Source organism: Amycolatopsis antarctica (assembly GCF_002262875.1).
GTDB lineage: Bacteria > Actinomycetota > Actinomycetes > Mycobacteriales > Pseudonocardiaceae > Amycolatopsis > Amycolatopsis antarctica.
The window spans coordinates 373,588-390,080 of the sequence record NZ_NKYE01000002.1 but is presented as its reverse complement, the minus strand read 5'-3'; the positions used below and the strand labels follow the sequence as shown (position 1 = coordinate 390,080).

Genomic DNA, 16,493 nt, shown 5'->3' with positions numbered 1-16,493 from the left:
CCCACCGGGCGGGTGCTCACCGCCGGGTCACGCCGACGGTCACCGGCACACCCTCGCCGACGGTTCCGGCGGACCCCCCGGCCACGGTCCCGTAGCCGGTCGACGTCGCCAGCGTCTCGGCGGCGACGAACGCCTCGTGCGCCCGGACGGCCTCGACCACGTCCTCGGGTGCCTGCACGGTCAGTGCGATCCGGTCGGCGACATCCAGCCCGGCGTCCCGGCGGGCCTGCTGCACCACGCGTACCAGGTCGCGGGCCACGCCCTCGGCGGCGAGTTCCGGGGTGACCTCCTGGTCGAGCAGCACCAGTCCCGAGCCGCCCGGCAGTTCCGCCGCGGCGCCCGGCTCCTTCGCGACGAGGCGCCGTTCGTACTCACCGTCGGCGAGTTCGATCCCGGCGGCGATCACGGCACCGGACTCGCTCGTCGACCACTCCCCCGCCTTCACCGCCTTGATCACCTTCTGCACGTCCCTGCCCAGCCGGGGGCCGGCGGCGCGGGCGTTCACCGCGACCTCGAACCCGCCGTGCGCGGCGATGTCGGTGCTCAGCTCGACCGACTTGACGTTCACCTCGTCGCGGACGATGCCGGTGAAGTCGCGCAGCGCTTCGGCGTCGTCGGCGGCCACCAGCAGTTTCGCCAGCGGCAGCCGCACCCGCAGTTTGCTCGCCTTGCGCAGCGACAGCGCCGAGGAGCAGACCTGGCGTACCCGGTCCATCGCGGTGACCAGCGCCGGGTCTGCGGGCAGTTCCCCGTGCCCCGGCCAGTCCCCGAGATGCACCGAGCGGCCACCGGTCAGCCCCCGCCAGACGACCTCGGTGGTCAGCGGCAGCAACGGCGCCAGCACCCGGCAGACGACCTCCAGCACGGTGTGCAGGGTGTCGATGGCCTCACGGTCGCCGGACCAGAAGCGGTCCCGGGACCGGCGGACGTACCAGTTGGTCAGCACCTCGAGGAAGTCGCGGGCCGTTCCGCAGGCACCGGCGATGTCGTAGGTGTCCAGCGCGTGCTCGACATCAGTGACGAGCTGGTGCGTCTTGGCGAGCACGTACCGGTCCAGCACGTGCCGGGAGTCGGTCCGGACGCTGCCCTCGGTGCCTTCGGCGTTGGCGTAGAGGGCGAGGAAGTAGTACGAGTTCCACAGCGGCAGCACGGCCTGCCGGACGGCATCGCGGATGCCCCTGTCGGTGACGACCAGGTTGCCGCCGCGCAGGATCGGGCTCGCCATCAGGTACCAGCGCATGGCGTCCGAGCCGTCGCGGTCGAACACCTCGTTGACGTCCGGGTAGTTGCGCAGCGACTTGGACATCTTCTGCCCGTCGGAGCCGAGCACGATGCCGTGCGAGATGCAGTTGCGGAACGCGGGCCGGTCGAACAGCGCCGTGGCCAGCACGTGCAGCGTGTAGAACCAGCCGCGGGTCTGGCCGATGTACTCGACGATGAAGTCGCCCGGGTAGTGGTGCTCGAACCAGTCGGCGTTCTCGAACGGGTAGTGCACCTGGGCATAGGGCATCGAGCCGGAGTCGAACCAGACGTCGAGCACCTCCGGCACCCTGCGCATCGTGGCGGTGCCCGTCGGGTCGTCCGGGTTCGGCCGGGTCAGGTCGTCGATGTAGGGCCGGTGCAGGTCGTCCGGGCGGACGCCGAAGTCGCGCTCCAGCTCGTCCAGCGAGCCGTAGACGTCGGTGCGCGGGTAGTTCGGGTCGTCGGAGGTCCACACCGGGATCGGCGTGCCCCAGTAGCGGTTACGCGAGATCGACCAGTCGCGGGCGTTCTCCAGCCACTTGCCGAACTGGCCGTCCTTGACGTGCTCCGGGTACCAGGTGATCTGCTGGTTGAGCTCGACCATCCGGTCCTTGAACTCGGTGACCGCCACGAACCACGAGGACACCGCCCGGTAGATCAGCGGGTTGCGGCAGCGCCAGCAGTGCGGGTACGAGTGCTCGTAGGTCTCGTGCCGCAGCAACACGGCACCCTGCGCGGACGCGGAACCGGTGCCGTTCTTCAGGTCCCGGATGATGTTCGGATTGGCCTCGAACACCTGCTGGCCCGCATAGTCGGGCACCTCTCCGGTGAAGCGGCCCTTGGCGTCCACCGGGGTGACCGGCACGATGCCCGCCGCGTCGGTGACGACCTTGTCCTCCTCGCCGTACGCGGGCGCCATGTGCACCAGCCCGGTGCCGTCCTCGGTGGTGACGTGGTCACCCGCCAGGACGCGGTGCGCGTTCTCCGCGCCGACGAAATATGGGAACGGCGGCGTGTAGCGCAGGCCGAGCAGGTCCGCACCGGTGTGGCGGCCGACCACGGCCGGTTCCTCGCCGAGTTCCTTCGCGTACGAGGTGAGGCGGGACTCGGCGAGCAGGTAACGCTCCCCGCCGGACTCGACGACGACGTAGTCGATGCCGGTGCCGACCGCGACGGCGAGGTTCGACGGCAGCGTCCACGGCGTCGTCGTCCAGATCAGCAGCAGCGTCCCGTCGAGCTCGGAATCGTTGCCGTGCAAGCGATATCCGACGGTGACGGCCGGGTCCTGGCGGCTCTGGTAGACGTCGTCGTCCATCCGCAGCTCGTGGTTGGACAGCGGCGTCTCGTCCCGCCAGCAGTACGGCAGCACCCGGTAGCCCTCGTAGACGAGGCCGGAGTCCCACAACTGCTTGAACGCCCAGATCACCGACTCCATGTAGGTGACGTCGAGCGTCTTGTAGTCGTTGCCGAAGTCGACCCACCGGGCCTGCCGGGTGACGTACTCCTGCCACTCGCCGGTGTAGCGCAGCACAGACTCGCGGCAGGCGGCGTTGAAGGCGGCGATGCCCATCTCGTCGATCTGCGACTTGTCGGTGAGCCCGAGCTGACGTTCCGCCTCAAGTTCGGCGGGCAGGCCGTGGGTGTCCCAGCCGAACCGGCGCTCGACGCGCTTGCCCTTCATCGTCTGGTAGCGCGGGACGATGTCCTTCACGTAACCGGTGAGCAGGTGCCCGTAGTGCGGCAGGCCGTTGGCGAAGGGCGGGCCGTCGTAGAACACGTACTCGTTCGAGCCGTCGACGCCGGGGTCGCGGGCCTCCACCGTGCCGGCGAACGTGCGGTCGCTCTCCCAGTACGCCAGCGTCTCCTTCTCCAGCGCGGGGAAGGACGGCTGCGACGGGACCTGGCCGTCGTGCGACTTGGGATACATCGGGGCGCTCCTCGCGGTTCGTGCTCGTCTCGTACGGACGCCGGCGTCCACCGGCGGTCCACACGGGGACGAGACGGCGCCGTGTCCGGCGTCGTTCCGCGGTACCACCCCGCTTGCCCGGCGATGTTCTCGCCGGGCCACTCGTTCCGCGACTGTACGGGCCGCACCCGTCCGGTTCTACTGGGGACCTGGGTCCCGTTCTTCCGGAGGCTCCCCGGTGATGGCCGGATCGACGCCGTTGTCACATCAGGTTAACCGGCCGGGCAAACGCGTTCCCGCCCGGCCGCGATACGCGGCCTAGCGCCGGGTGCGCTTACGCGCGCGGTACTGGATGGCCAGTTCGGAGTCAGGGCCGCACCGGGCGCAGGGCGTGAAGCCGAGTTCTCGGGCCTCGGACACGGCGATCGGGATCGTCTCGCGACGGCCGAGCCAGTCACAGCCGCCGAGGTGATACCGGGGGTACTCGTCCACGACGAGCACCGGGTTCGGCAACTCGGAGACGATCAGCAGATCGGCGGCATCGGTCTGCTCCTCCGCCGGGTCGCCGTCGGGTTCGGTGACGGTCGTGGCGGCCACGGCCGGCATGAACTCGGTCTGGTCGGAGGTGCGGCCGGCGGGCTTGTCCGCGGGGACGCCCGCCTTCCGCTCGTCCGGCTCCATCTTTCCGGCGGCGACCTGCTCGTCCGGGACGGTGCCGGTGTCCGAGTCGGCATCGCCGGAATCGGTGTCCGAGTCGGCCGCGGGTCCGGCATCCGGTTCGGCGTCCGGTTCGGCGTCCGAGGCCCGGTCGGCGCGCCTGCGGCGCAGAAAGTCCACCAGCAGGGCGATGCCGGCCACGACCGACAGACCGACGGAGACCCAGGCCCACACCGAGTTCGCGGACACGAGCGCCACGATCAGCAGCGCGAGGGCGGCCAACACCAGGAGAAGAGCGATGTAGAGCACACGCAATTACAGCATGTATCGGAACGACGACAGGGCCCGCCCCTCCGGAACGGAGGAACGGGCCCTGTCGGGTGTCGCGTGCGGGACGCCGGTGGGTCAGCCCGCCTCGGCGCGGGGACCGAAGGAGTAACCCTGGCCACTGCCGCCGGACGAGCCACTGCCGCCGGTCGAACTCGCGCCCGAGGTCGACGCGGACGCCGGCGCGGCCGAACCGCGGTCGTCGAGCTCGCGGAGCTGGGACTCGAGGAAGCCACGCAGTCGCGTGCGGTACTCACGCTCTATGGTGCGCAGTTCCTCGATCTTCTTGCCCAGCGAACCCTTCTCTGTGTTCATGTTGTTCATGGTCTCGGTGTACTTGCGCTGGGCCTCCCGCTCCATGGTGGTGGCCTTGTCCCGCGCCTGACGCTCCAGAGTCTCCGCCCTGGTACGGGCGTCGTTGAGCATCGTCTCGGCACGGGTGCGCGCCTCATTCACCATCGAGTCGGACTTCGACCTGGCATCGGAGAGCAACTGCTCGGACTTCGTGCGCGCCTCGGCGAGCATCCCGTCCGACTCCGTCTTCGCCTCGGCGGTCAGCCGGTCGGCCATCTCCTGCGCGAGCCCCAGCACCTTCGCGGCCTGGACGTTCGGCTCGCCGTTGTCCCCCACGATCGCGGCATGGGTCTGCGTCTGCTCCATCGACGAGGTCGGCGGAGGCACGGGGGCGAGTCGGCGTGGCTCCTCACGCACCGGTGGCGCGGGCGGCGCGACCTGGGCGGGACCGGCGTTCGCCTTGGCGGACTCCAGTTCTCCCCGGGTCGACTCCAGCTCGGAGTCCATTTGCTCGACCTGCTGGCGCAGCTCGTTGTTGTCCTCGATCAGTCGCGCAAGCTCGGTCTCCACCAGGTCGAGGAAGGCATCCACCTCGTCCTCGTTGTAGCCCCGCTTGCCTATCGGAGGCTTGCTGAACGCGACATTATGCACGTCAGCAGGGGTCAACGACATCAGATCTCACCTCACGCACTCCATGGACTGCCGGACGTTCCCTGATCCCCGTCATCAAGGAAGCGCCAGTTGCATCAGGATGAACACAACCAACAACAGCACCATAATCGATAAGTCCAGTCCGACGCCGCCGATCCGGACCATCGGAATGATCCGACGGACCAAACGGACCGGTGGGTCGGTCACTGTGTAGATGGTCTCCAGCGTTACCGCAACCCCGCCGGCCGGACGCCACTCCCGAGCGAACGCACGTACGAGTTCCACAACGACCCTCGCCGTGAGCAGGAGCCAGAAGACGAAAAGAACGTAATAAAGGACAAGCCGGACTACATCCACGTCACCACTCTGCCACTGTTCAGTGCCGGAGGAACAACCCACCCTCCGCAATGCGGCGGCGGTCCTCGGCCGTCACGTCGACGTCCGGGGGTGAGAGCAAGAACACCTTGTTGGTGACCTTGTCCATCGAGCCGCGCAGTGCGAAGGCCAGGCCGGCCGCGAAGTCCACCAGGCGCTTCGCGTCGGCGTTCTCCATCTCGGTCAGGTTCATGATCACCGGGACACCGTCCCGGTAGTGCTCGCCGATGGCGCGGGCCTCGGCGTAGCTGGTCGGATGCAGCGTCGTGATCCGGCTCAGCGTGTCCCTGGCCTGCGTGCGCGGCTGTTCCGGGACCGGTCGCAGGCGCGCCACCGGCTCCGGCTGGCGGTCCATCGCCAGCGCGCCGTGCACCGGCGGATCCGCCGGTACCGGGGCCCGGCCGCGTGCGCGGGCACGCGGTGCCGCGTGCTCGAAGTCCTCGAACTCGTCGTCCTGGTAGCGCCCGCGCGCCCTGGATCTGGCCGGTGGCCCGTCGTACGCGTCGAAGTCGTCCTCGTCGTGATAGCCACGCCGGTAGTCGTCGTCGAGGTCGTAGCCGTCCTCGTCGGCCGGCACCATCCCGAAGTAGGCCTTCAGCTTCTGTAGCGTGCTCATGCCTCTGCCTCTCCGATTGCCTTACAGCCCCAGGACCTCGGCCCTGGCCCGCCCTGTCCCGATCCCCCGGAGCGAGGGACTACACCCAGCTACCGGCATGATCGACTTTCTGCTACCCAGCCCCGCATCGGGTGAAACAAAGCCGGGGCAACTCCCTAGGGCGAGGCTAGACCGCGACCTCCCAGCAGGGCGGTTCCGACACGCACGCGGGTGGCACCGTGCAGCACGGCGGCCTCGAGATCACCACTCATCCCGGCGGAGATCTCGGTGGCAGCGGGATGGCTCCGGCGTAGCTCGGCGGACGCAAGGGCGAGGCGTTCGAAGGCGGGTCCCGGCTCCGCGCCGAGGGGTGCGACCGCCATCAGGCCACGGAGAGATAGTTCACCCGATTCAGCGACCGTATCGGCGAGTCGGGCAAGCTCCCCGATCGGGCAGCCACCGCGCGCGGTGTCCCCGTCGAGGCTGACCTGGAGAAGCACGGCGAGTGGTTCGTCACGTTCGCCCGATGCGAGCGCGCGGCCGGAGGCGCCGGCCAGTGCGGTGGCCAGTCGCACGGAGTCGACCGACTGCACCTCGTCCGCCCATCTGGCGACCGAGCGGGCCTTGTTGCGCTGCACGCTGCCGACCATGTGCCAGCGGATCGCCGCGTCCGGTCGCAGCGCTCCGACCTCGGGCACCTTCGCGGACGCCTCCTGGTCGCGGTTCTCGGCGAACGCGGTCAGCCCGAGATCGGCCAGCAGTGCGGCGTCGAGCGCGGGGAAGGTCTTGGTGACCGCGAGCAGGTCCACCTCTCCGGCCGCTCGGCCGGCCGCGGCGCAGGCGCGTTCGAGGCGTCCGCGCACGTCACTGAGCGCGGCCCGCAAGTCCTCGCGGCGCGCATCAGGGGCGGCGGGGTCCACGCGGGCGTTCACGCGGGGTCGACCCAGACGACCCCGGCCAGCCTGCCGGTCGGGTTCTGCCTGCGGTGGCTGAACAGCGTCCGGTCCTCGGCGGTGCAACGCGGGTCGACGCCGATCCGGCCCACTCCCGCCTCGGCGAGCTGCTTCCACAGCCCGGCTCGCAGATCCAGGGCCTGGGTTCCGGCACGGCTGCGGCAGGCACTGCCAGGCAGGTGCTTCTCCACGTCGGCGGCCATCTCGGCGGGCACCTCGTAGCACTCGCCGCAGATCGCCGGGCCGAGCAGGGCTTCGACGCGGGCGAGTTCCGCCCCGGCCGCGCGCATCGCGTCGAGGGCCGCCGGGAGCACGCCGACGCGCGCGCCGACCCGGCCCGCGTGCACGGCGGCGACGACACCCGCCTCCGGGTCGCCGAGCAGAACGGGCACACAGTCGGCGACGAGCACGACCAGCGCGAGGCCGGGTTCGGCGGTGACCAGCGCGTCGGTCGCCTCGGCCGCCGCGGTCTCGGTGCCGTCGACGATCGTGGCGGTGCGCCCGTGTACCTGTTCCATCCAGGCAAGACGCTGCTCACCGAGACCGAGTTCGGCGGCCAGCCTGACCTGGTTCGCGGACACGTCGGCCGGATCGTCGCCCACCCGGCCGCCGAGGTTGAACGAGTCGTACGGCGGCCGGGACCGGCCGCCCGCCCTGGTCGTGAACACACGGCGGATGCGCACGATGAAACCCTTCGACTCGAACGGTGGAGAACGCCGACCGGTCAGGCGGCTGCGCCGGGCGGTTGTGCGGACCACCGTATCGAGGGTTGCTCCACGCCCGTGCGCGGGTCAGGACGCCTGGGCGCGGCACTCGTGTGCCCGGCACATCGCGGTACCGGTCAGCGGCGCATGAACGGCGGGACGTCGACCTCGTCGTCGCTCGGGTCCTCGGTCACCGGAACCGCCCGGCTGGGCAGTCCCCCGCCCGCCTGGGGCGGACGCGGCGCGGGGTAGCCGCGTCCGGTGGAGCCCTGCGGTGCGGCTCCCACATGCGGGGCCCCACTGCCCGCGGATTGCTGCGGGCGGGCCGCGCTCTGGTGACCGCCGCCGTGCGGGACGGCGTGGCCGGTGCCGTGACCGTTGCCGCCGTCGACCTGCGGCGCGGACGCGGGACGCTGGCCGGAGGACTGCCCGCCCTGCTGGGACGAGGAGTTCCCGCCGACCTGACCGGACTCCGCGGACGCCGTCGAGCGCGAACCGAGCGTGCCGGGCTCCAGCTTCTTGTGCGTGGGAGCCCCGGCGTCGAACCCGGCCGCGATGACGGTCACCCGTACCTCGTCGCCGAGCGAGTCATCGATGATCGTGCCGAAGATGATGTTGGCCTCGGGGTGCGCCGATTCCTGCACCAGTGAAGCCGCCTCGTTGATCTCGAAGAGGCCGAGATCGGAGCCGCCCGCGATGGACAGCAGCGCGCCGTGGGCGCCGTCCATGGAGGCTTCCAGCAGCGGCGAGTTGATGGCCTTCTCGGCGGCCTGCACGGCCCTTCCCTCGCCGCGGGCGGAACCAATGCCCATCAGCGCGCTGCCCGCGCCGGACATGACGCTCTTGACGTCGGCGAAGTCCAGGTTGATCAGCCCGGGGGTGGTGATCAGGTCGGTGATGCCCTGAACACCGGAGAGCAGCACCTCGTCGGCGGAGCGGAAGGCGTCCATCAGCGAGACGCCGATGTCGCCGAGCTGCAGCAGCCGGTCGTTGGGGATGACGATCAGGGTGTCGCACTCGTTGCGCAGCTGCTGGATACCGTCCTCGGCCTGCTTGCCGCGCCGCTTGCCCTCGAAGGAGAACGGCCGGGTGACCACGCCGATGGTGAGCGCGCCGAGTTTGCGGGCGATCTGGGCGACGACCGGGGCACCACCGGTGCCGGTGCCACCACCCTCGCCCGCGGTCACGAACACCATGTCAGCGCCCTTGATGACCTCTTCGATCTCCTCGCGGTGGTCCTCGGCGGCCTTCTGGCCGACGTCGGGGGCCGCGCCGGCGCCGAGGCCACGGGTGAGTTCGCGACCGATGTCGAGCTTGACGTCGGCGTCGGACATCAGCAGTGCCTGGGCATCGGTGTTCACCGCGATGAACTCGACGCCCTTCAGGCCGACCTCGATCATCCGGTTCACGGCGTTCACGCCGCCGCCGCCGATACCGACGACCTTGATCACCGCGAGGTAGTTGTGCGGGGGCGTCATCGGGATCCCTCTTCCTGATCGTGGTGCTGTACCGCGTGTCTGTGCTGTCTGCCGTGTGCTGCTGTGCGAGCCGTGGCGCCGTTGCTCTCCGCCGCCGCGACCGGACCGGCGGAGCTTGCTCGGAAACCCTCGACCTAAACCAGAGAGTGAGAGTTATGTCAACCACCGGTTGTTCTGCAGGACGGTAGGCACCACACAGGCCGGATGCCAGCAGCCACGCCGTGTGTCGCGAACCTGTTTGACCACAAGAGCTTCCCGGCCCCCGGGCGTACCGGCCACCAACGAGACCCGGGCGGGACCCGCGTGGGGTCCCGCCCGGGTCCGCCGTGCTCGTGGCGCGCCGGTGTCAGGCGGGCAGGTCGACCCAGAGAACCGGGGCCGTCGTCGGTTCCGGGGAACCGCCCTTGGGCTCCACGGTCATCGCGACCTTCGCCATGCCCTGGATCCCGTCGGTCATCAGCACACCGTCACCCGCGGTCTCGGTGCCGACGATGCCCGCGGACCGCGGAATGCCTTCGGGATCCATCAGCCAGATCTGGTAGTCGTGGTCCGGGCCGTGGTCGGGAAGCTGCGAACCGAGGAACATCATCCGGTTCTGGCTCTGCGAGGCCACGACCGTGCCACCGCCGCCGGTGAGCGCGTCGTTCGAGGCGATCCGGACGTCCGACGCGGTGAGCAGGTCGCCCGCGGGCGAGTACTGCGCCCTGGCCTGTTCGAGCTGCTGCTGGGCGACGGTGAGCTCGTCGTTGGCGTCCGAGGCCAGTCCGGCGGAGACACCGGCGACGGCCAGTCCCACCACGGCCGCGGCGGCCGAGAGCCCGACCGCCCAGCGCGGGGCACCGGTCCGGCGGCGGGTCCGTTCCACGGAGTCGACCGACGCGGTCGGCGAGTCCTGCCGGGTGGTCCGGACCTGGGCGAGGACGCGCTGCTTGAACTCCGGTGACGGATCCGCCGCGACGGCCGCGCCCAGCCGGGCCGCGGTCGCCCGCATCTCGCGGACCTCCTGTGTGCACGCGGCACACTCGTCGAGGTGGCGCTGGAAGCGCGCACGTTCGTGCTCGCTGAGCGCGTCCAGTGCGTACGCGCCGGCCAGTGTGTGCATGTCCGGAGACGTCATGCCGTCACCCCCAAGCAGTCGCGGAGCCGGATGAGCCCGTCCCGCAACCGCGTTTTGATCGTTCCCTGTGGTGCCGAGAGGATCTCGGCCACCTCGCGATAGGTATAGCCCTGGTAGTACGCCAGCATCACGGATTCTCGTTGCAGTTCCGTCAGATTGGACAGACACTTGCGGACCTGCTGGCGTTCCCAGTTCGCGGTGACGGATTCGGACACCTCGTCGAACGGCCGGGCACGCCCCGCCTCGAAGGTCGCCTTCTGCTCCCGCTCGGTGCTCGCGGCGGCGGAGCGGACGCGGTCGACGGCGCGACGGTGTGCCAGGGTCATCGCCCAGTTCATCGCGCTTCCCTTCTCCGGCGAGTACCGCGTGGCCGTGCGCCACAGTTCGACCAGCACCTCCTGGGCGACCTCCTCCGACTGGGCACCGTCGCGGACGATCCGCCGCACGAGCCCCAGAATCGGGCCGGACAGTCTCTCGTAGAGGAGTTCGAAGGCGCGTTCGTCGCCCTTGGCGACCTGCACGAGCAGGTCCTCCGGTGAGGGCCCCCCGGCATCGCCGTCGACGGCGCGCATCGCCACCGGACGCGGTCTGCGTACCGCCTCATCCATTGAGTTCTCCCCTTGTGTCATCGACCCGCGGCCGTACCGCACCGCGGAGGTAGAGCGAGATCCCGTGCCCGCGTATCAGCGCCGACACCCGTTGCGGGACGAACGGCCTGTTCAGGAGCATACGGAGCACCGAGCCCGGCGAGGCGCTGCGACGGACGCCCCGGAGGGTGGCGGTGAGCGGATCCGGTCCTGCGCCCGGCGCGCCGAGGATCACCGTCGCGGAGAGCAGATCGTCCGGTCGCGGCAGGTGCATCCGATACTCACCGGCCATCTCCTGGAACGGCGAGACGTAGAACTCCTTGCCCGTGCGAGCGTGATCGCGTTCGTCGGGGCGCAGCAGGTAGGCGTGCCTGCCGCCGTAGGTGTTGTGCACCTCGGCGACCACGCACTCCAGCTCCCCGTCAGGACGGTGGCACCAGTACACGGTGATCGGGTTGAACACGTAGCCGAGCACGCGCGCGCTGGTCAGCATCAGCACCCGGCCGCCGGCCAGGTCCACCCCGCGGCCTGCCAGCCAGGCGTCCAGCTTCTGCCGGATCCCGGCGCGGTCTCCGGGCTCGAAGTGGTCCCGGCCGTCGAAGCGGGCGAACGGGCGCAGCCAGGCCGGCAGCCGGGGGGACGCGTCCAGGTCGATCAGCCACAGGTACATGCGGTGCGCGAAGGTCAGCGGCGGGTCGATCCGCCGTACGTGCCCGACGGTGGCGTCGTAGAGGGCGGCGGTCACCACTCGACCCCCAGCGAGGACGCCGCGCGCACGCCGGCGGCGCAGCCGTCCTCGTGGAAGCCCCAGCCGTGGTAAGCACCGGCGAAGGCCACGACACCATCGTTAAGGTCGGCCAGTTTCCGTTGCGCGGCAACAGATTCCGGCGTGTAGACGGGGTGCGTGTAGTCCATCCGGGCGATCACCGAGTCCGCGCTGGGCGGGGTGGCCGGGTTGAGGGTGACGACGTAGTTCTCCGGTTCGTCCAGACGCATCAGCCGGTTCATGTCGTAGCTGACCTGGACGGCGCTGTAGTCGGTGCCGCAGCCCGCCGAGACGTGGTTCCAGCCCGCCCTCGCCGCGGCGGCCGTGGGCAGCATCGTGCCGTCGGTGTGCAGCCAGGCCTCGTTGGCGGAGTACCGGAAGGCACCGAGGACCTCACGTTCCGCCGGGGTCGGATCGGCCAGCAGGCCGAGTGCGTCGTCCGCGTGCGCGGCGACCACGATCCGGTCGGCGTGGTGCGCGTGGCCGGACTCGTCGCGGATCTGCACGCCCTGTCCGGTCCGGCTGATCGCGCGGACGGGAGTGGCGAGGTGCACGGCACCGAGCTGCTTGGCGACCCGGTCGACGTACTCGCGGGAGCCGCCGGTGACGGTGCGCCACTGCGGGGAGCCGGAGACGGCGAGCATGCCGTGGTTGCGCAGGAACTCGAACAGGTAGCGCGCCGGGTAGCGCAGGGTGTCCGTGCGGTCGGCGGACCAGACCGTGGACACCACCGGCAGCATGAAGTGGTCGATGAAGTACTTGCCGTACCCGCCGATCGCCAGGAACGCGCCGAGGGTCACGTCGCCTGCGTCCGGGGCGTCCAGCAGGCGCCGGGCGTGCCGATGGAACCGCTTCACCTCGGCGAGCATCCGCAGGTAGCGGGGATTACGCAGGTTGGCGGGCTGGGCGAAGATCCCCCGCATACCCTTGGCGCCCGCGTACTCCAGACCGCAGCCGGAGCAGTGCACGCTCATCGACATCTCGGTCTCCTGCGTGGCGACGCCGAGCTCGCCGAACAGCCGCAGCAGATTGGGATAGGTGCGCTCGTTGTGCACGATGAACCCGGAGTCCACGCCGATCGTCCGGCCGCCCGCGCCCTCAATGTCGTGGGTGTGCGCATGACCGCCGAGACGCCCGTCGGCCTCGAACAGCACGACCTCGTATCGTCGCTGCAACAGGTACGCGGCGGTCAGGCCGGCCACGCCGCTGCCGACGACGGCGACCGTGCCTGCGCGTTCTCCGGTGGTATGCACAATGGTCATTCGACACCACGTACGCTCCGGATTGGCCCGGAGCGCGACGTGATCGGGACCACGCTACCAATCCGTCTCGCGCGCGCCCGCGAATCACCGCCATGCCAATGACTCGCGCCGAACGCATCGCCGCACTCGTCGAAGAGGTGCTGGGCACCTCGCTGCCCGTCGGACTGCGCACCTGGGACGGCTCGCACGCCGGTCCCGCGGACGGGCCGCAGGTGGTGCTGCGGTCCCGGCGCGCCCTGCGCTGGCTGCTCTACTCCCCCGGCGAACTGGGCCTGGCCCGTGCCTATGTCTCCGGTGATCTGGACGTCGAGGGGGATCTGACCGAAGGTTTCCGCACCGTGTGGGCGCTCACCCGGTCCGGTTCACTCGGCACGTCCCGGCTCGGTCCCGCGCAGCTCGCGAAGGCCGCGGGGCTCGCGCTGCGACTGGGCGCCGTCGGCACGCCGCCGACCCCGCCCGCCGAGGAGGCGCGCCTGTCCGGGGTCCTGCACAGCCTGCGCCGCGACTCCTCGGCGATCTCGCACCACTACGACCTGAGCAACGCCTTCTACCAGCTCCTGCTGGACGAATCGATGGCCTACTCCAGCGGCTACTGGACCTCGGCCGACTGGAGCTCGGGTGAGCCGGGCGGGACGCTCGAACAGGCGCAGTGGGACAAGCTGGACATGATCTGCCGCAAGCTCGCGCTGCGCCCGGGTATGCGCCTGCTCGACGTCGGCTGTGGCTGGGGATCACTGCTGATCCACGCCGCCAAGCACCACGGCGTGCACGCGGTCGGCGTCACGCTGTCCGCCGAGCAACTCGAACACGTGCGCGGACGGGTCGAGGCCAACGATCTGGGTGACCAGGTCGAGGTGCGCAGGCAGGACTACCGGGCGCTGGACGACGCTCCGTTCGACGCCATCGGCTCGATCGAGATGGGCGAGCACGTCGGCGAGGACAACTACCCCACCTACACCGCCACCCTGCACCGGATGCTGAAGCCCGGCGGGCGGCTGGTGCTGCAGCAGATGTCCCGCGGCGCCAACGCTCCCGGCGGCGGTGCCTTCATCGAGCGCTACATCGCCCCCGACATGACGATGCGCCCCATCGGCCGCACCCTCGGGCATCTCGAGGGTGCCGGGTTCGAGGTGCGCGACGTGCACGCGATGCGCGAGCACTACGTGCCGACCGTTCGGGCGTGGCTGGACACCCTGGAGCGCCGCTGGGACGATGCCGTCGCGCTGATCGGCGAGACCGGCGCCCGCGTCTGGCGGCTCTACCTGGTCGGTGGCGCACTGGCGTTCGAGGAGAACCGCATGGGGGTCGACCAGATCATGGCGGTACGTCCCGACTCCGCGGGCCGCAGTGAGCTGCCGCCCACCAGGGACTGGCCGTGACCGGCGTCGGGCTCAACCTGGCCGTGACCGCGGCGGCCACGCTCCTCGCGGTCGTGGCCACCTTCGGGATCGCGCTGCGCCGCGGCCGCTACGACACCGTGGACACCTTCTGGGGCCTCGGTTTCGTGTTCGTCGCCGTGGAGACGTTCGTCCTGTCCGGCACTCAGGCGGGTGCCGGCGATCTCGCGTTGCGGATCACGGTCACCGCGCTGACCCTCGTCTGGGGCCTCCGCCTGGCGGTGCACCTGCACCTGCGCAACCACGGTGTCGCGGAGGACCCCCGTTACGTCGCCATGGCGCAGCGGGCGGGGGAACGCCCGGCGGCGAAGATCTTCGTCCGGGTCTACCTGGTGCAGGCCGCGGTGCTGTGGCTCGTTTCCCTGCCCGTGCAGTTCGCGCAGTACGGCGGCGGTTTCGGTGTGACGGCGTGGATCGGCGTCCTGGTCTGGCTGACCGGCTTCACCTTCGAGACGATCGGCGACGAGCAGTTGCGCCGATTCCGGGCGGACCCGCGGACGAAGGGCACGGTGCTCGACACCGGGTTGTGGCGCTACACCCGCCATCCCAACTACTTCGGTGACGCCTGCGTCTGGTGGGGCCTCTACCTGCTGGCCTGCGGCACCTGGGCGGGCGCGGCGACGATCCTGGCACCGCTCGCGATGACGTACACGCTGGCCCGCGGCACCGGGAAACCCTTGCTGGAGAAGGGGTTGGAACGCACCCGGCCCGGTTACGCGGACTACGTGAAACGCACCAGCGGTTTCGTCCCGCTGCCGCCGCGCCGGACGGTCACTCCCCCGTCGTCCCGTCGGTGAGTTCGCGTAGCAGGTCGAGGTGGCCGAGGTGGCGGGCGGTCTCCTCGATCATGTGCGTGACGACCCAGCGCAGGTTGATCCGGCCCTCGCCGCAGAAGGTCACCTCCCCGGCGAGGTCCAGTGGTTCGGCGATGCGGCGGCTCGACGCGCACTGCGCCTGGTAACCCGCGATCAGCTCGGTCACCGGCGTGGTCATCGCAGCACGGAACTCGGCGTCCGGGTCGGCGGCGAGACGTTCCTTCCAGATGTCCTCGCCACCGTGCAGAACCACGTGGAACCAGTACCGCTCGACGTAGGTGAGATGCCCGAGCAGGCCGGCGATCGTGGTGAGTTCCGAGGGGACGTGCGCCGAGCGGGCCTGCGCGTCGGTGAGCCCGGAGCACTTGAGCACCACCGTCTCGCGTAGGAAGTCGAGAAACGAGGTGAGCTGCTCACGCTCGCCCGCCGACATCGGCGGATCGGTGCGCACGGGAGTGGTCGTCATGCCCCGGATTCTGCCCGCTCGGCGGACCCGGCCGCACCGGATTTGGCAAACACCGGTGCCGCCCCACGCAGGCGTCAGGAGACCGTGGGCAGTTCCGGACTCGAGACGTCGTAGTTCTGCCCGGGCTGGGTGAGCAGGGCGGCCAGCACCTTCGCCTTGCGGTCGCTGTCGTCCGCGTCGCCCCAGCGGACCAGCTTGCCGTCGTCGAGGGTGAGTTCCACGCTGCCGGGCGTCGCCGCCCCCGCGAGGGTCACCCGCTCCCGAAGCTGCGGGGGGACCGCGGCGAGGACACCGGCGATCGACCGGGTGACCGGGTCGGCCGCGCTCGACCCGGTGAGCGAGAGCTCCGGCAGGCCCTGCGGCCGCTCTGGCACCGTCTTGAAATCCGTGCCGGCGTCGTCGACGAGGTGGAAACCGTTGCCGCCGTTGAAGAATCCGATCGGCGTGCGTTCGGTGATCTCGATCCGCAGGGTGGTCGGCCAGGAGCGGGAGACCGCCGCCGTGGCGATCCCCGGCAGGGTCAGCACCCGGTCGCGGATCTCGTCGGCGTCCAGGCGCAGCATCGACCGCTGGTCGGGAACCGCCGCCAGGGCGAGGATCTGCTCCTCTGGCAGTTCCCGCGCGCCGACCACCTGCACGGTCTTCGCCCCCACGGTCGAGGTGAAGAACAGGATGTAGCCGAGACCGGCGATGGTCAGCACGCCGAGCAACGCGATCCACCGGCGGCGCATGGCGCGACGCCGGGTCGGCCGATCGGCGGTGCGGGCGCGCACACTGGCCGGCCTGCGGCCGCGCCGTGCCCTGGCAGCCGGTTCCCCGCCACCCGTCGTATCCCCGCCGCGGCGCGACGGGCGGGACGGCGTCCGCCTGCCGCCCGACCGCGATCGCGTCACCGTCATGG

General features: G+C 70.5%; 16 protein-coding genes. 2 read left to right on the top strand and 14 right to left on the bottom strand.

Annotated elements, in window-relative coordinates:
- Nucleotides 1-16: 16 nt before the first annotated feature.
- The 12 genes from ileS to CFN78_RS05170 all read right to left on the bottom strand — a co-directional run bounded on the left by ileS (nucleotide 17) and on the right by CFN78_RS05170 (nucleotide 12,905).
- Nucleotides 17-3,169: an isoleucine--tRNA ligase gene (gene ileS, locus CFN78_RS05225; protein WP_094861416.1), complete on the bottom strand. Its 3,153-nt coding sequence runs from the start codon at nucleotides 3,167-3,169 to the stop codon at nucleotides 17-19.
- 297 nt (nucleotides 3,170-3,466) lie between these two features.
- The gene (locus CFN78_RS05220; RefSeq protein WP_094861415.1) at nucleotides 3,467-4,114 is read right to left on the bottom strand and encodes a hypothetical protein; all 648 of its coding nucleotides are present in this window, start codon (nucleotides 4,112-4,114) and stop codon (nucleotides 3,467-3,469) included.
- A gap of 96 nt (nucleotides 4,115-4,210) precedes the next feature.
- On the bottom strand, nucleotides 4,211-5,098 hold the full coding sequence (gene wag31, locus CFN78_RS05215) for a DivIVA-like cell division protein Wag31 (RefSeq protein ID WP_094861414.1): 888 nt from the start codon (nucleotides 5,096-5,098) through the stop codon (nucleotides 4,211-4,213).
- Between the two features lie 54 nt (nucleotides 5,099-5,152).
- On the bottom strand, nucleotides 5,153-5,434 hold the full coding sequence (locus CFN78_RS05210) for a YggT family protein (protein ID WP_094861413.1): 282 nt from the start codon (nucleotides 5,432-5,434) through the stop codon (nucleotides 5,153-5,155).
- A gap of 19 nt (nucleotides 5,435-5,453) precedes the next feature.
- Entirely contained in the window at nucleotides 5,454-6,068 is a 615-nt protein-coding gene (locus tag CFN78_RS05205) for a cell division protein SepF (RefSeq protein ID WP_094861412.1), read from the bottom strand.
- 155 nt (nucleotides 6,069-6,223) lie between these two features.
- Nucleotides 6,224-6,979, bottom strand: coding sequence for a YggS family pyridoxal phosphate-dependent enzyme (locus CFN78_RS05200; RefSeq protein WP_240519269.1), 756 nt, complete (start codon nucleotides 6,977-6,979; stop codon nucleotides 6,224-6,226).
- A complete protein-coding gene (pgeF, locus tag CFN78_RS05195; RefSeq protein WP_094861557.1) occupies nucleotides 6,976-7,683 on the bottom strand; it encodes a peptidoglycan editing factor PgeF in 708 nt (235 codons plus the stop codon). The genes CFN78_RS05200 and pgeF overlap by 4 nt, the downstream gene beginning before the upstream one ends.
- A gap of 158 nt (nucleotides 7,684-7,841) precedes the next feature.
- Complete coding sequence (ftsZ, locus tag CFN78_RS05190; protein ID WP_094861410.1) at nucleotides 7,842-9,182, bottom strand: cell division protein FtsZ; 1,341 nt, start codon at nucleotides 9,180-9,182, stop codon at nucleotides 7,842-7,844.
- A gap of 346 nt (nucleotides 9,183-9,528) precedes the next feature.
- Nucleotides 9,529-10,299: an anti-sigma factor gene (locus tag CFN78_RS05185; RefSeq protein ID WP_094861409.1), complete on the bottom strand. Its 771-nt coding sequence runs from the start codon at nucleotides 10,297-10,299 to the stop codon at nucleotides 9,529-9,531.
- A complete protein-coding gene (sigK, locus tag CFN78_RS05180) occupies nucleotides 10,296-10,907 on the bottom strand; it encodes an ECF RNA polymerase sigma factor SigK (protein ID WP_094861408.1) in 612 nt (203 codons plus the stop codon). The genes CFN78_RS05185 and sigK overlap by 4 nt, the downstream gene beginning before the upstream one ends.
- Nucleotides 10,900-11,634: a DUF1365 domain-containing protein gene (locus CFN78_RS05175; protein WP_094861407.1), complete on the bottom strand. Its 735-nt coding sequence runs from the start codon at nucleotides 11,632-11,634 to the stop codon at nucleotides 10,900-10,902. The genes sigK and CFN78_RS05175 overlap by 8 nt, the downstream gene beginning before the upstream one ends.
- Nucleotides 11,628-12,905 carry an NAD(P)/FAD-dependent oxidoreductase gene (locus CFN78_RS05170; protein WP_094861556.1) on the bottom strand — a complete coding sequence of 426 codons (1,278 nt, stop codon included), beginning with the start codon at nucleotides 12,903-12,905 and terminating at the stop codon, nucleotides 11,628-11,630. Before CFN78_RS05170 ends, CFN78_RS05175 begins: the two co-directional genes overlap by 7 nt.
- A gap of 101 nt (nucleotides 12,906-13,006) precedes the next feature.
- On the opposite strand from CFN78_RS05170, the gene CFN78_RS05165 reads away from it, so the two are divergent.
- On the top strand, nucleotides 13,007-14,293 hold the full coding sequence (locus CFN78_RS05165; RefSeq protein ID WP_094861406.1) for an SAM-dependent methyltransferase: 1,287 nt from the start codon (nucleotides 13,007-13,009) through the stop codon (nucleotides 14,291-14,293).
- Entirely contained in the window at nucleotides 14,290-15,108 is an 819-nt protein-coding gene (locus CFN78_RS05160; RefSeq protein WP_165777449.1) for a DUF1295 domain-containing protein, read from the top strand. Before CFN78_RS05165 ends, CFN78_RS05160 begins: the two co-directional genes overlap by 4 nt.
- On the opposite strand, the gene CFN78_RS05155 is transcribed toward CFN78_RS05160, so the two are convergent.
- Together CFN78_RS05155 and CFN78_RS05150 are read right to left on the bottom strand one after the other, a co-directional pair.
- Complete coding sequence (locus CFN78_RS05155) at nucleotides 15,083-15,592, bottom strand: DinB family protein (RefSeq protein WP_094861404.1); 510 nt, start codon at nucleotides 15,590-15,592, stop codon at nucleotides 15,083-15,085. The two genes, CFN78_RS05160 and CFN78_RS05155, sit on opposite strands and share 26 nt — an antisense overlap.
- A 74-nt stretch (nucleotides 15,593-15,666) precedes the next feature.
- Nucleotides 15,667-16,491, bottom strand: coding sequence for a cell division protein FtsQ/DivIB (locus CFN78_RS05150; protein WP_094861403.1), 825 nt, complete (start codon nucleotides 16,489-16,491; stop codon nucleotides 15,667-15,669).
- Between the last annotated feature and the right edge of the window lie 2 nt (nucleotides 16,492-16,493).

Coding starts and splice junctions, on each gene's coding strand:
- ileS (WP_094861416.1), bottom strand. CDS start 3,169: ATGTATCCCAAGTCGCACGACGGCCAGGTCCCGTCGCAGCCGTCCTTC.
- wag31 (WP_094861414.1), bottom strand. CDS start 5,098: ATGTCGTTGACCCCTGCTGACGTGCATAATGTCGCGTTCAGCAAGCCT.
- CFN78_RS05205 (WP_094861412.1), bottom strand. CDS start 6,068: ATGAGCACGCTACAGAAGCTGAAGGCCTACTTCGGGATGGTGCCGGCC.
- ftsZ (WP_094861410.1), bottom strand. CDS start 9,182: ATGACGCCCCCGCACAACTACCTCGCGGTGATCAAGGTCGTCGGTATC.
- CFN78_RS05185 (WP_094861409.1), bottom strand. CDS start 10,299: ATGACGTCTCCGGACATGCACACACTGGCCGGCGCGTACGCACTGGAC.
- sigK (WP_094861408.1), bottom strand. CDS start 10,907: ATGGATGAGGCGGTACGCAGACCGCGTCCGGTGGCGATGCGCGCCGTC.
- CFN78_RS05165 (WP_094861406.1), top strand. CDS start 13,007: ATGCCAATGACTCGCGCCGAACGCATCGCCGCACTCGTCGAAGAGGTG.
- CFN78_RS05155 (WP_094861404.1), bottom strand. CDS start 15,592: ATGACGACCACTCCCGTGCGCACCGATCCGCCGATGTCGGCGGGCGAG.
- CFN78_RS05150 (WP_094861403.1), bottom strand. CDS start 16,491: ATGACGGTGACGCGATCGCGGTCGGGCGGCAGGCGGACGCCGTCCCGC.